This window comes from Emticicia agri (assembly GCF_004168285.1).
Classification (GTDB): Bacteria; Bacteroidota; Bacteroidia; order Cytophagales; family Spirosomataceae; genus Emticicia; species Emticicia agri.
The window spans coordinates 25643-40670 of sequence record NZ_SEWF01000027.1; the positions used below are offsets into that span (position 1 = coordinate 25643).

Annotated in this window: 13 protein-coding genes; 8 read left to right on the forward strand and 5 right to left on the reverse strand. The window is 39.7% G+C overall.

Going from position 1 to position 15028, the window contains the following annotated elements:
• The first annotated feature begins 26 nt into the window (after nucleotides 1–26).
• The 8 genes from EWM59_RS17490 to EWM59_RS17525 all read left to right on the forward strand — a co-directional run bounded on the left by EWM59_RS17490 (nucleotide 27) and on the right by EWM59_RS17525 (nucleotide 10028).
• On the forward strand, nucleotides 27–1568 hold the full coding sequence (locus tag EWM59_RS17490; protein WP_130022535.1) for an alpha-N-arabinofuranosidase: 1542 nt from the start codon (nucleotides 27–29) through the stop codon (nucleotides 1566–1568).
• A 196-nt stretch (nucleotides 1569–1764) separates the two neighbouring features.
• Nucleotides 1765–2463, forward strand: a complete 699-nt coding sequence (locus EWM59_RS17495; RefSeq protein WP_130022536.1) for an NUDIX hydrolase — start codon at nucleotides 1765–1767, stop codon at nucleotides 2461–2463.
• Between the two features lie 166 nt (nucleotides 2464–2629).
• Nucleotides 2630–4267 (forward strand): ribulokinase, encoded by a 1638-nt coding sequence (locus EWM59_RS17500; protein ID WP_130022537.1) that lies wholly within the window; start codon nucleotides 2630–2632, stop codon nucleotides 4265–4267.
• Nucleotides 4260–5750 carry an L-arabinose isomerase gene (gene araA / locus EWM59_RS17505; protein ID WP_130022539.1) on the forward strand — a complete coding sequence of 497 codons (1491 nt, stop codon included), beginning with the start codon at nucleotides 4260–4262 and terminating at the stop codon, nucleotides 5748–5750. Before EWM59_RS17500 ends, araA begins: the two co-directional genes overlap by 8 nt.
• Nucleotides 5747–6451 carry an L-ribulose-5-phosphate 4-epimerase gene (locus EWM59_RS17510; protein ID WP_130022541.1) on the forward strand — a complete coding sequence of 235 codons (705 nt, stop codon included), beginning with the start codon at nucleotides 5747–5749 and terminating at the stop codon, nucleotides 6449–6451. Before araA ends, EWM59_RS17510 begins: the two co-directional genes overlap by 4 nt.
• 31 nt (nucleotides 6452–6482) lie before the next feature.
• Nucleotides 6483–7139, forward strand: a complete 657-nt coding sequence (fsa, locus tag EWM59_RS17515; protein WP_130022542.1) for a fructose-6-phosphate aldolase — start codon at nucleotides 6483–6485, stop codon at nucleotides 7137–7139.
• A gap of 49 nt (nucleotides 7140–7188) precedes the next feature.
• Complete coding sequence (locus tag EWM59_RS17520) at nucleotides 7189–8844, forward strand: sodium/sugar symporter (protein ID WP_130022543.1); 1656 nt, start codon at nucleotides 7189–7191, stop codon at nucleotides 8842–8844.
• A gap of 95 nt (nucleotides 8845–8939) precedes the next feature.
• Nucleotides 8940–10028 (forward strand): Gfo/Idh/MocA family protein, encoded by a 1089-nt coding sequence (locus tag EWM59_RS17525; RefSeq protein ID WP_130022545.1) that lies wholly within the window; start codon nucleotides 8940–8942, stop codon nucleotides 10026–10028.
• Between the two features lie 73 nt (nucleotides 10029–10101).
• Here EWM59_RS17525 and EWM59_RS17530 read toward each other — a convergent pair whose 3' ends face one another.
• From EWM59_RS17530 to EWM59_RS17550, 5 genes are all read right to left on the reverse strand, one after another.
• Entirely contained in the window at nucleotides 10102–10440 is a 339-nt protein-coding gene (locus EWM59_RS17530) for a hypothetical protein (protein WP_130022546.1), read from the reverse strand.
• A 104-nt stretch (nucleotides 10441–10544) separates the two neighbouring features.
• A complete protein-coding gene (locus EWM59_RS17535; protein ID WP_130022548.1) occupies nucleotides 10545–11648 on the reverse strand; it encodes an endo-1,4-beta-xylanase in 1104 nt (367 codons plus the stop codon).
• Between the two features lie 138 nt (nucleotides 11649–11786).
• A complete protein-coding gene (locus EWM59_RS17540; RefSeq protein ID WP_130022549.1) occupies nucleotides 11787–12617 on the reverse strand; it encodes a fumarylacetoacetate hydrolase family protein in 831 nt (276 codons plus the stop codon).
• A 102-nt stretch (nucleotides 12618–12719) separates the two neighbouring features.
• Nucleotides 12720–13994: a mandelate racemase/muconate lactonizing enzyme family protein gene (locus tag EWM59_RS17545; protein WP_130022550.1), complete on the reverse strand. Its 1275-nt coding sequence runs from the start codon at nucleotides 13992–13994 to the stop codon at nucleotides 12720–12722.
• Between the two features lie 71 nt (nucleotides 13995–14065).
• Nucleotides 14066–15007 carry an RraA family protein gene (locus EWM59_RS17550; RefSeq protein WP_130022552.1) on the reverse strand — a complete coding sequence of 314 codons (942 nt, stop codon included), beginning with the start codon at nucleotides 15005–15007 and terminating at the stop codon, nucleotides 14066–14068.
• Nucleotides 15008–15028: the final 21 nt, after the last annotated feature.

The following is a 15028-nucleotide window of genomic DNA, read 5'->3' on the forward strand; positions in this document are numbered from 1 at the left end:
AATTTACAATCATAACTATAAGTAAAGTGAAAAAAGCCTTTCTTTCATTCATTGTCGGGTGTATAGTTTTTACAACTTCTGCCCAGACCAGCATTACACTTAATACCGATTTGGCTAAGACACAAATCAACAAACATATCTACGGACACTTTGCTGAACACCTCGGAAGATGTATTTACGGAGGTATCTATGTAGGTGAAGGGAATACTAAAATCCCTAATACTGCAGGAGTGCGGAACGATGTAATCAAGGCTTTGAAAGACCTGAAAATCCCTAACCTTCGTTGGCCGGGTGGTTGCTTTGCCGATACTTACCAATGGAAAGATGGCATTGGCCCTAAAGCCAATCGTCCTAAAATGGTGAATGTTTGGTGGGGTGGTGTAACAGAAGATAACAGCTTTGGCACACACGATTTTCTTGACCTTTGTGAGCGTATAGGCGCAGAGCCTTATCTGGCAGGGAATGTAGGTAGCGGTTCTGTTAAAGATTTGTCTGATTGGGTTACCTATGTGAGTCATCCGGGTGGAAGTCCGATGTCTGAGCTTCGTAAACAAAATGGTCGTGAAAAACCCTGGAATGTTAAACTATGGGGTGTAGGCAATGAAGCATGGGGTTGTGGCGGTAATATGACCGCTGAGTACTATGCCAATATCTATCGGCAGTATGCTACATTTATGACTGACTGGGATAATACCTCACAAATTTTCCGGATTGCTTCTGGTGCAAGTGACGGAGATTATGCCTGGACAGAAACACTGATGAAAAACATTCCGCATAAAATGCTCGCAGGCGTAGCCTTGCATCATTATTCAGTAATCAGCTGGACAGACAAAGGGCCATCGATTGACTTTAATGAAGGGCATTACTTCAAGATTATGCAAGAAGCCTGGCAAATGGATGAGTTCATTAAAGGACATAGTACGATTATGGATAAGTATGACCCACAGAAAAAGGTAGCTTTAATTGTTGACGAATGGGGAGGCTGGTATAGCGTAGAGCCGGGAACAAATCCGGGTTTCTTGTATCAGCAGAATACCATGCGTGATGCCATGATAGCCGGCTTGACACTTAATATTTTTAATAACCATGCAGACCGTGTGCGTGGCGCAAATCTGGCGCAGATTGTAAATGTATTGCAATCAGTAATTCTGACAAATGAAGAGAAGATGCTATTAACACCTACCTATCATGTTATGAAAATGTATAATGTGCATCAGGATGCTATGCTTGTCCCTATCAGCATTGAGTCGCCGTCTTACGAATATCAGGGCAAAAAACTGACAGCCGTTTCGGCATCAGCTTCAAAAGATGCTTCGGGTGCATTAAATATCTCGTTGACAAATATAGATTACAGTAAACCGCATGAGGTTACCATTAATCTGAGAGGGGAAGATTTTTCGAAAATTTCAGGACAAATTCTGAGTTCGGCAAAAATTAATGACCATAATACATTCGAGCAACCCAATAAAGTAGCAGTAAAAGACTTTAGTGGCGCAAAGCTCGAAAAAGGCGTATTAAAACTAACAATACCAGCCTATTCGGTTATTGTTCTGAATGTGAAAAAGTAAATTTTAAAATACTTTAATACAATTTTCTGAATAAAAATAAATTGTGTTATATTTACACAATTTGATTAAGGATTGAATATTGAATATTTATTAGGTTAAGATTTGATTCGTGAAAATCATTGATTTTCACGAATTTTATTGATTTTGAGTATTGGATTACTAAAATTTGTGCAAATATTAGGCAGCACATTAAATAATGAATAAATATCCCCATTCTACCAGAATACTGGTTGCCCTTGATTGTATAGTCTTTGGTTTTGACGGCGAAGAACTTAAATTACTTTTAATTAAAAGGAATTTTGAGCCCGAAAAAGGGAAGTGGTCTTTGATGGGTGGTTTTTTAGAAGCTGAAGAAGACCTTGAAGTGGCGGCTAACCGTATTTTGTATGATTTAACAGGCTTAAAAGATATATATTTTGAAGAAATCAAAACCTTTGGGAAAATAGGAAGAGACCCGGTAGAACGAACAATCTCTATTTGTTTTTTTGCTCTGATAAACATCCATGACCATAATCAGGACCAGGCAAAGGCACAAAATGCCCATTGGCTCAACCTTAAAAACAGACCCAGTTTGATTTTTGACCATAACCAGATGGTAGATATGGCTTTGGAACAATTACGTTATAAAGCTGCTTTACATCCGATAGGTTTTGAACTTTTACCAGAGAAATTTACTATTCCACAGCTTCAAAAATTATATGAAGCTATTTATGACACACCACTTGACAGACGTAATTTTAGCCGTAAGATTCTTTCAACCAAACTTTTAATTGATACCGGCGAAAAGAATCAGAATTCAACCACCAAAAAGGCTATTCTTTATCAACTTGATAAAGAAAAATACCAGAGTCAGTTTAATGCCTTTCATAATTTCATGTCAGATGCCATGATATAGAAACAAGCCTTTGTAGAATAAAGGAGAGAGTTAAAGGATTTTTTCTGAAATAAAATGTGTCATTGTAACACTTTTTAGCTTTTAGAAATATCCATAATTAGTGAGAATAGAACAATCGGTATTGAATATTATATATTATAAAATGTGTCATTGTAACACATAAAAGATGAGCCACAAATTTACTTTAGGAATTGATTTTGGAACTGATTCTGTCAGAGCATTATTAGTTAATACTTCCAATGGACAATGTGTAAGTACGTCTGTCGCCCACTATACCCGTTGGATGAACGGAATGTATTGTGATGCTTCTATCTCACAATTCAGGCAGCACCCGTTAGACTACCTCGAGGGAATTGAAAGTGCCATTAAAGGTGTATTAACTAATATTTCAGAAGAAGTCAAACAAAATATTGTAGGAATTTCTATAGATACAACAGGCTCTACACCTGTAGCAGTTGATGAAAATGGCATACCGTTGGCTTTGTTGCCGGAATTTTCTGACAATCCTAACGGCATGTTTATTCTCTGGAAAGACCATACAGCTAATGCCGAAGCAGAAGAAATTAATCATCTGGCACATCGCTGGGATACTGATTATACCAAGTATGTAGGCGGTATTTATTCATCAGAGTGGTTCTGGGCTAAGATACTTCATACATTGAGAGTAGATGAAAGCATTCGTGAAAAAGCATTTTCTTGGGTAGAGCATTGCGACTGGATATCAGCAGTACTAACAGGCAATACCAATCCTCTGACACTGAAGCGTTCGCGTTGTGCGGCAGGTCATAAAGCTATGTGGCACGAAGAATTTAAAGGGCTTCCCTGGGAGGATTTCCTTTATAAACTCGATCCTCTTTTAGCCGGATTACGCAAAAGGCTATTTATAAATACCTATACTTCTGATGAGCCAATGGGTCTGATTTCACCTGAATGGGCTGAGAAATTAGGTCTTCCAGCAAATGTCGTGATAGGTGTGGGGGCTTTCGATTGTCATATGGGAGCCGTAGGTGCTGAAATTGAACCCTATGATTTTGTGCGTGTGATGGGTACTTCAACCTGTGATATGCTCATTGCCCCTAACGAAGAGATTGGACACCTGTTAATTAAAGGTATTTGCGGACAAGTAGATGGTTCAATCATTCCGGGGATGCTTGGCATGGAAGCCGGGCAATCGGCGTATGGCGATTATTATGCCTGGTTTCAGCGATTAATCACTGAACCAGTCCGTGAACTATTAGGTGAAAAAACAGCCGATGAATTAGCACAGAAACTCATCCCTCATCTATCAGAGAAAGCTGCTCTTTTACCTGTTACCGAAAACGACCCCGTAGCTACTGACTGGATCAATGGTCGGCGCACACCAGATGCCAATCATTTACTGAAAGCGGCCTTTATGGGCCTGAATTTAGGAGCAGATGCTACAAAATTGTTTAAAATGGTGGTAGAAGCTACTGCTTTTGGCTCAAAGGCTATTGTTGATAGATTTATTGAGGAAGGTGTACCAATCAGGCAGGTAATTGCTATTGGTGGCGTAGCTAAAAAATCACCATTTGTGATGCAAACACTTTCTGATGTATTGAATATGCCTATCAAAGTAGCCAGTTCAGACCAGGCTTGTGCCTTGGGGGCTGCCATGAATGCTTCAGTAGCAGCAGGAGTTCATAACGATTTATTTGAGGCGCAAAAAGCAATGGGTTCAGGGTTTGATGCCCACTATGAACCTCGACCTGAATGTGTAGAAGTATATCAGAAATTATATAGAAAATATCAGCGTTTAGGAAAATTTACAGAAAATAATGCTTAATCTAAAATCCTTTGAAGTTTGGTTTGTAACAGGCAGTCAGCATTTATATGGAGAAGAAACTCTCCGCCAGGTTGATGAACATTCTCAAATTATAGCCAACTCGTTTGATAATTCGTCAACGATTCCTGTAAAAGTTATATTCAAGCCAGTCGTAAAAACGCCGGATGAGATACTTGCTATCTGCAAAGAAGCTAATTATACACCCAATTGTGTAGGCATCATTACCTGGATGCATACTTTTTCACCTGCCAAAATGTGGATTCGTGGGCTGAATGCTTTACAGATTCCGATTCTGCACCTGCATACCCAGTTCAATCGCGATATTCCATTTGAAACCATAGACATGGATTTCATGAACCTCAACCAGTCGGCGCATGGCGACCGGGAGTTTGGGCATATTATGTCAAAAATGCGACTGAACCGTAAAGTAGTGGTCGGGCATTGGCAGGATAATTCAGTACACGAAAAAATCAATATCTGGGCTCGTGTCGCAGTGGGTAAATACCAGATGCAACACATGAAACTCGTGCGCTTTGGTGACAATATGCGTCAGGTAGCTGTAACTGACGGCGATAAAGTAGCCGCAGAAATGAAATTCGGTTTTTCGGTAAATACCCATGCAGTTGGCGATTTAGTGGAGGTAATCAATCAGATTTCTGAGGCTGAAATTGCTCAACTCATACAAGAGTATGAAGATACTTACGAACTGATGCCAGCATTAGCGAGGAATGGCGAAAGACGCAATTCATTAATTGAAGCCGCCCGTATTGAATCAGGGTTGAAGGCATTCTTACAAGAGGGGGGCTATTCAGCTTATACCAATACTTTTGAAGATTTACACGGCATGCGCCAGTTGCCAGGCATAGGATCACAACGCATGATGGCAGCCGGATATGGGTATGGTGGCGAAGGTGACTGGAAAACAGCTGCGATGGTACATGTCATGAAACTGATGGCCAGCGGTATGAAAGGTGGCAATACTTTTATGGAAGATTACACCTATCATTTCAATCCGGAAAATGCTATGGTATTGGGCTCTCATATGCTCGAAATATGCCCATCTATTGCAGTTGGTCAAATAAAATGCGAAGTACATCCTTTAGGAATAGGAGGGAAAGAAGATCCGGTGCGTCTGGTATTCAATGCGGCTTCCGGCCCTGCTTTAAATGTATCACTGGTTGACTTAGGAAACCGTTTCCGACTGATTGTGAATGAAGTTGAGGCAATAGAAGTTACAGAATCATTTCCTAAATTACCCACAGCCCGTGCTTTATGGAAGCCTCAGCCCAATATGAAAGTAGGCCTCGAAGCATGGATTATGGCAGGTGGTGCGCATCATACGGTATATAGTCAGAACCTTACTGTTGAATACATGGAAGACCTGGCAGATATGCTTAACACAGAATTGGTGGTAATAGATAAAGAAACCACCATCAGAGGGATAAAAAACGAATTGAAAGTTAACGAAGTATTCTACAAATGAGCAACTATCAATCATTAAAAGAAGAATGCTACGAAGCCAATATGATGCTTCCGAAACTGGGTCTGGTTCTGTTCACTTTTGGTAATGTGAGTGCTGTCGATAGAGAAAAAGCAGTGTTTGCTATTAAACCGAGCGGTGTGCCTTATGATATACTAAAGGTAGAAGACATAGTGATTGTAGATTATGATGCAAGGCTGGTAGAAGGTAAACTTCGCCCCTCATCAGATACCAAAACGCATGCGCAACTTTACAAAAACTGGGAAAGCATCGGGGGTATAACCCATACCCATAGTACTTATGCAGTAGCATGGGCTCAGGCAGGGTTAGATATTCCGATTTTCGGTACTACTCATGCCGACCATACTCATCAGGATATTCCATGTGCACCTGTATTAACAGATGAAATGATTCAGGGAGATTATGAATTTGAAACCGGTAATCAGATATTCGATGTGTTTAAAGCAAAAGGCTTATCACATAATGAGGTAGAGATGGTTTTGCTCCAGAATCATGGCCCGTTTACCTGGGGGAAAAATGCAGAGAAGTCGGTTTATAATGCCGCTGTTTTAGAAGAAGTGGCACGCATGGCCATGCTTACTTTACAAATTAATCCGGATACACCCCGTATAAAAGATACTTTGCGTATGAAACACTATGAACGTAAGCACGGTAAAAACGCCTATTACGGGCAAGGATGCTAACTAATTTACTTTAATTTTAAACTTTAAGCAAATGCAGTTTTTTATTGATACAGCCAATTTAGCTGAAATTCAGGAAGCGAATGATTTAGGTGTGTTAGATGGTGTAACCACCAATCCGTCTTTAATGGCCAAAGAAGGCATTTCCGGCCATGAAAATATACTGAAACACTACAGAGCTATTTGTGAAATTGTAGATGGCCCTATATCAGCCGAAGTGATTGCAACCGACTTTAATGGAATTGTGAGAGAAGGAGAGGAGTTGGCAGAAATCCACCCTAATATTGTAGTAAAAGTACCAATGGTAAAAGATGGAATAAAGGCTATCAGGTATTTTTCTGAAAAAGGTATCCGAACTAATTGTACTTTAATATTCTCGGCTGGGCAAGCCTTATTAGCAGCAAAAGCCGGAGCCAGCTATGTTTCGCCTTTTATCGGAAGATTAGATGATATTTCCGTAGATGGGTTAGAGCTAATCCGGCAAATTCGTTTGATTTTTGATAATTATGGTTACAAAACGGAGATTTTAGCCGCTTCAGTTCGCCATCCTATGCATATCATTAAGTGTGCTGAATTGGGCTCTGACGTCATGACCGGTCCATTGAGTGCTATCACAGCCTTATTGAAACATCCATTAACAGATATAGGTTTGGAGAAATTTTTAGCCGATTATAAAAAAGTAAATAGTTAAAAAGCTATTTTACTACATCAATCATATTCAACCTAATAGTTTTACTTAAATGACTCTCGGACTCGAAAACCTCGACTATCTTATCTTTTTGGTATACTTTATTATTGTTTCTTCTTACGGATATTGGATATACAAAAACAAAGGCAAGCAATCAGCCGATAGCAAAGATTTTTTTCTGGCCGAAGGTTCACTAACCTGGTGGGCAATCGGTGCCTCCATTATCGCTTCCAATATCTCGGCTGAACAATTTATCGGGATGAGTGGGCAAGCATTTCAGTTAGGTATTGCTATTTCGGTTTATGAATTGCTGGGCGGCGTTTCCTTATTGATAGTGGCAGTTTATTTCCTGCCTATGTATCTTAATAACAAGATTTTTACGATGCCGCAATTCCTTGCCAAGCGTTATGATGGACGCTTATCGACCATTATGGCGGTCTTCTGGCTTTTTCTATATATTTTCGTAAATCTCACTTCCATTATCTATCTGGGCGGATTGAGTTTAGAGAAAATGACAGGCTTTAGCTTTATGTCCTGTGCTATTTTTCTGACGATTTTTGCCGTAATCATTACCCTGGGAGGTATGAAAGTAATCGGCTATACAGATGTTATTCAGGTGGTTTGCCTGATTTTTGGAGGATTAGCTACTACTTACCTGGCACTCGGTTTGCTCTCTGATAAAGTAGGTACAGGTGCAGGTGTATGGGAGGGCATGAACCTGATTGCACAAAAAGCTGAGGGGCATTTACACATGATTTTCAAACCTGACCAATATCAGGTACATGATGGGAAAGGTGGGTTTATCGATGCATATCGTCAGGTGCCGGGTATTATGATGTTTATTATTGGTGGTCAATGGGTAAATAACCTGAACTATTTTGGCTGTAACCAATATATTACCCAACGTGCATTAGGAGCGGATATCTCTACTGCCCGAAAGGGTGTTTTATTTGCGGCATTCATGAAAATGCTGATGCCGATTATTGTGGTTCTTCCGGGTCTGGCAGCGTATGTTATCTTTCAGGAAAATGCTGATGCTACAATCGTCAATGGTATTACGCAAAACGGTATTGTAAAACCTGATAATGCTTATCCCGTATTGTTAAATCTATTACCAGTTGGCTTAAAAGGTTTGGCTTTTGCAGCCCTTACAGCAGCCATTGTAGCTTCTTTGGCAGGGAAAGCCAATAGTATTTCGACCATTTATATGCTGGATATTCATAAAAAATTCTTCAATAAAAATCTTTCTGAAAAACAAACTGTCTGGACAGGCCGGGTAGTGATTGTCATTGCTTTTATTATTGCCCTGATTGTAAGCCCACTTTTAGCTAATTTCGGACAGGCCTTTGAATACATTCAGGTCTATACAGGATATGTGTCACCGGGTATTCTGAGTATCTTCCTGCTGGGTTTCTTCTGGAAAAAAGCCACAGCTAATGGGGCATTGTCAGCTGCTGTACTTAGTATCGTTTTATCAGCTATTATCGAAAGCCTTTATCCTGAGTTTCCATTCATGAATCGTATGGGCGTTGTATTCTGGATTTGTTCATTAGTGCATATTACTGTCAGCCTGATTGAAGGAAAAGGCAAAAATCAGACGAATGCTTTTGAAGTAAAAAGAGAATGGTTTAAGGTTGAAACACCTTTTGCTATTGGGGCATTGCTGGTAATAGCTATATTTACAGTGGTTTATGCAGTTTTTTGGTAAAACCTGTTTAAACCAAAACAATCAGCCTTACATTCATTTTTCACACTTCTCTAACTGATTTCAAGAATTTAGTATTCACTTAACGCTTAAAAACTATGTTTACCCGACGTGATGCCATTAAATCTTTAGCAGTAGGAAGTGCTGCTACCTTATTTTCGCCTAATACGCTATTGGCAAGTTTAGCCAAAAAGAAAGACAAACTGGGGATTGCACTGGTTGGCCTGGGTTACTACAGTACCGACCTACTGGCTCCTGCTTTACAAATGACAGATAAATGCTATCTGGCAGGTATTGTAACAGGTACACCTGCCAAAGCCGAACAATGGAAAAAGAAATATAATATCCCTGATAAAAACATCTATAATTATCAGAATTTTGATTCGATAGCTAATAATCCTGATATCGATGTCGTATATGTTGTGCTTCCACCAAGCATGCACCGTGAATATGTGGTAAGAGCAGCGAAAGCAGGTAAACGCGTATTCTGCGAAAAACCAATGGCTACAAGTGTAGCCGATTGCAAGGCCATGATTAAGGCTTGCGAGGACAATAAAGTAAAATTAGCCATCGGCTACCGATGCCAGCATGACCCTAACACACAGGAATATATGCGCATAGGAAGAGAAAAGATATATGGCAAACCTATGATGATTGCTTGTGGCGCAGGTTATGTAGATGGGAGAACAACCCATTGGAAACAAAAGAAAGCGTTAGGCGGTGGTTGTATGCCTGACATGGGTGTATATGCTTTGCAGGGAGCAAGATTGGCCACAGGCGAAGAACCCATCAGTGTTACAGCTCAGGCGCATGTGATTCGCCCCGAGATATATAAAGAAGTGGAAGAAACTATGCTGTTTCAGTTACAGTTTCCGAGTGGCGCTATGGCTTCCTGTTATACCAGTTTTGGGATTAATATGAATTACCTGCAAGTCAATTACGAAAAAGGCTGGTTAAAGATGGAGCCGTTTTCGGCATATGGTGGTAATAAAGGAAGCCATTCGGGTGGGATAATTGATTTCCCAATCAAAAGTCAGCAAGCTAAACAGTTGGATGAAGATTGTCTGGCATTAATGAATAATACACAATTGATAGCACCCGGTGAGGAAGGATTAAGAGATATAAGAGTAGTGGAAGCTATCTATCAGGCTGCTAAGAGCGGAGGAACAGTGAAGATTTCTTCATAAATTAATGTCCCATTCTTATAGCAAAAGACCATCTCCTCTCGTGAAAAATACTGAGAAGATGGTCTTTTTTACTTTATTCTTTTACTCTCTTTAATTTCATTTCGCCTCTTTCATTTTTAACCACTATTTCGTTTTCGGTGATTAATTCACCTGTGCTGTTAATCTTCATATCGTTGAATGAAATGCTGTAGGAGATTTTTTTGCCCTCTACTTTGCCGTTTTCAATTTTGGCTTCTCCAAATTGTGTTTTCCAGGTACCTTTCAATTCGTTTCCTTCCACTTTGAATGTATAGTTGACTTCAAAAGTACCGTTATCGGTTTCGCGCGTTCCTTTCCAATTACCATCAATCGGATTTTGTGCAAAGGCTGTAAAGGTGCCTAAGAATAGAAGTAATACTAAAAACTGTTTCATAATGAATAAATTTTGGTTGAATAATTAAGTGAATACTTATACAATTTAAGTCTTAAGTTCATTATCTGCAATGACTTAGGTAAGAATAAATCTTGCGATCATCCTTACTCTTTCAGCCCTATCACTTTGAAATAAGCAGGTTTAGGTTGATTATTTCTATCAAAGAGCAGAGGATAATTGGTTCGGCCTCGGATAGGCCAATTGTTCAGCCAGCTATCGCCATCATTCACTCCCCAAAAAGTAACTCTTGTAACTTTATCTTTATGTTTCAGAAATAGTTTGAAAAGCGTTTCATAGTCATCAGCTAATTGTTTTTGAATCTCATCAGGTAAACCATTTGGATAGGGGTTAGATTCAGCGTTATTGGCCATGCGCTGGCTTACCTCTGCTCCCTGAAAATTGCGTGGCAATATTTCAATATCCAATTCTGTAATCATTACTTTTATACCTAATGCAGCGTACTGAAGGATGCTCTCCTCAATGTCTTTGAATGGTATTTTCCCAAGATGCCAATGCCCCTGAATACCCACACCATCAATCCGGACACCCGCTTCCTGAATCTTTTTAATCAACCTGATACATCCGGCTCTTTTAGCAGGCTGTTCGTTATTATAATCGTTATAATATAACTCGGTATTTGGTGAAGCCTCTTGCGTCAGGCGAAACGCCTCTGTAACATAGTTTTCTCCTAATTTTTGAAAAAATACAGAGTTCCGTAAGGTTCCATCTTCGTTTAAGGCTTCATTTACTACGTCCCATGAGAAAACTTTTCCTTTGAAATGTGAGGCAACAGTTTTAATATGGTCCGTAAAAAAGGTTTTAACTGAATCACTGCTTTGGATGCGTCTCATAAAACCTGGCAACTGACTGTGCCAGATGAGTGTATGCCCATTAATTTTGATGTTATTTTTATGCCCGAATGCTATCAGTTTATCAGCCATAGTGAAGTCATAAGTATCCCATTTAGGATGCAGTAAAGCTGATTTCATGACATTTTCGGGTGTAGCCATATTAAACTGCTGAACGATAAGATTATTGACCCTTGGATTCCGTTCTTCAATCTGTGCTGAATTAAGAGCGGTGCCGATAGCAAAATCTTTTTTAAAGGCTTCTTTTAAAGACTGAGCTTTATAGGTGCTATCCTGAAAAGTGAAGTTTGAGAACAAGACTATTGCCCAAACAAACAGAATAAATATTTTTATTTTCATGTATCAATGATAAGTATAAACTATTGAAAAATCAGTAATATTTAAAATGAAATCTAACGCCTGTAAATTACAGACGTTAGACCGGTTTTAATGAAACAAAACAATCATTATATTAATATATGATTTCCTTATTATAAATTATTCTACTGTATTTGTTAAAGTGCCGATTCCCTCAATTGAAATATGTATGGTATCTCCCTGTATCAATGAAAAGCTATCCGGTGGAACAATGCCTGTCCCTGTCATCAGAAAACAACCATTGGCAAAAGTGCAATCAAAAGTCAGGTATCTGACCAGCTCATCAAACTCTCTTTTCATTTGGTTTAAACGAGTAGTTTGTGAGAAAATATTGGTTTCGTTTCTTTCGATTTCAAGTTTAATTTCTGTCTCTTTAGAAATAGGATGCTCCAATACTAAAATGCAAGGGCCAATTGCTGCGCTTTTGTCATAAGATTTGGCTTGTGGAAGATACAAAGGATTTTCTCCTTCAATATCTCTCGAACTCATGTCATTGCCAATGGTATATCCGGCAATTTTTCCCGTTGAATTAACAAAGAGCGTAAGTTCAGGTTCTGGCACATTCCATTTAGAATCTCTGCGTATTTTCACGCCTTGCTGATGGCCGACTGTACGGGCAGCTGTAGCTTTAAAGAATATCTCAGGGCGCTCGGCCACATACACTCTGTCATAAAAATCTCCGCCTCCTGCATCTTTCGATTCTTCCATTCTGGCATTTTTACTGCGCAGGTAGGTAACACCTGATGCCCATACCTCTTGGGAAACAATGGGTGGGAGAAGGATACCATCTAAGCTAAAATCTTTTTCGGCGGTTTTAGTAGTAATTGTTTGATTAAGAAACTGGTAAAGATTGGGTTGGTTTATCAGTGAATCGAAACTGTGTTCAATATAAGAGTAAAAGTTGTCTTTGTATTCGAGATAAGGACCAGGTGTTGTATTGTAAATTTTCATTAGATAGTAAAATATTTGTTTTTGAGGATTAAAAGGCGAGCTAAGAATAGACGAATCGGAACATTTTTCTATCACGATATTCTTAGCTATTTACATAAATGACTATTCAAAGAAAGGTACACCTGGTGTAGCATATTTTTTCATTCCTTCTTCATTGATTTCTACACCGATACCCGGTTCATCTCTTACTCTGATGAATCCGTTTTTTTCAACCATATCACCTTTGAACGTTACAATTTCTTTAAACATAGGGTCTTTGTGGAAATATATCTGCCACTCCATAATCATAAAATTCGGTACTGAGGCGCAAACATGGGCACAAGCCATTGCTCCGAGATAAGATGCCACCATATGTGGAGCAAACGGCACATAATAAAGGTTGGCTAAGTTAGCAATACGTTGTCCTTCACCTAAACCACCACATTTTTGTAAATCAGGCATGATAATATCCACAGCTCCGCTTTCGAGCAATGGTCTGAATCCATAAGCAAGGTAATGGTTTTCGCCTGCACAAATGGGTGTCGAAGTTGAGGCAGTTATTTTTTTATACGCATCTGTATTCTCGGCAGGAATTGGTTCTTCGAGCCACATTAAACCAAGAGGTTCGAGTATTTTAGCAGCTCTTTCGCCCGTAGTAGCGTCGTACCGTCCATGCATATCTGCACATATATCAATATTAGGACCTACTTCTTTTCTGGCAGCGGCCATCTGGTCGTACATACGTTGGAGTTCTGCCGGGCTTGCAGTCCAGTTGAAACGGTCATATTTATTAGGGTCATTGCCCTGGTCTAAATCAAACTTAACAGCGTTAAATCCCATATTAACGGCCTCACGGGCTGCTTTGGCAAAGTCTTCAGGTTTGGGTAGTTGATTCTGATATAAAGCGGTATCCATATATACTCTTACAGTATCTCTGAATTTTCCTCCTAAAAGCTGATAGACAGGTACGCCGAGTGCCTTGCCTGCTACATCCCAAAGGGCAGTTTCAATAGCTGTCAGAACGGCCACATACATACCTGATTGTGCTCCTTCAAAAAAACCGGATTTTCTGATGGTTTCAAACAGTCGATGTACATTCAAAGGGTTTTGTCCCTGAATTCTACGCCCCATTGATTTTACAAGATGATAAGTACCCGGGGTTGCATCAACCCCTTCTCCATGACCCACTATTCCCTGATTGGTATAAATTTTTACAAAAAGGCTATGACCTCCACGAATATATCCGGCTTTAATATCAGTTATTTTTAAATCTGAAGGAGCCGAACTTTTAGGCGCTTTATCAATAGCCTGTATAAACTCATTGCCGAATGTTGAAAATGAGGTGGCTGCTAAAGCCGAACTTACGGCGGCTTTCTGGAAAAAATTTCTTCTGTTCACTAAAGTGTAAAGGTTTAAAAGAGGATTTCCCCTTCGGTTGGATAGTAGTTTTTAAAAATACAAAGATTGAATTACCAGGTTCTTTGCTTTAAGATTTCCTGAATCTGAGCCGGGTCTACGGGTAATTTATTGATATGTTCACGAAGCCATTGGGAGAAATCTTTCTCAATTTCATCCGACCATCGGGTATCAATCTGTCCAGGAGTATATTTTTGTTCACGGAGCCTTTGATGACCAAACATATCACGGAGCCGAACTACTTCTGAGACTTTAACTACTTCTTCAGCTAAATGGGGAGGGATAAATACTACGCCGCCTTCTCTCCCTAATACAATATCGCCGGGCATCACTGTAGCCGCTCCAATACGGGTAGGTTGGTTAATACCCACCAAAGTAGTATTTAAGGCTCTCTTGGCCTCATTCAGATGATGCGATGGATGATAGCTTCGATAGAAGGAGGTAAATCCACCTATTTCTTTCAATCCACTCAAATCCCTTACAGCACCATCATACACAATTCCGTTTCCTGTTTTGGCATAGATAGAATTACCCAGATTATCACCAATCGTAGGGCCATCTTCGTAGGCATTAAACTGGTCAACCACATACACATCTCCTTTCACCAGCAAATCAATAGGCCAGGCATTCTGAGACTTGATACGACCATCTTTTTCATGGCCTTTGTCATCAATAGCAGTTTGCAAATCCGGTCGTCCGGGCGTAAAAATAGCCGTTACCGCCCTGCCAACCAGTACAGAATCAGGATTGATGGTTTGCCAGTTTCCTTCAAACTGGTATTTATAGTTATGGTTTCTTAAAACGGCCCATGCTTCTTCTAAAGTTACTTTTTTCATCCGTTTCAGGAGTGCATCATCTACTTTAGGCCTGCCGTCAGGAAATCTTTCGCCTTTCCATTCACGTGTAAGATGGAGTAGATATTCTTTCGGAATTTGCTGTGCATGTAGGGTTGATAACCTAAAAAGAAGGAGAAATGCTAAATAAATTTTTCTCATAGCTATCAGGGAGAATAAGGT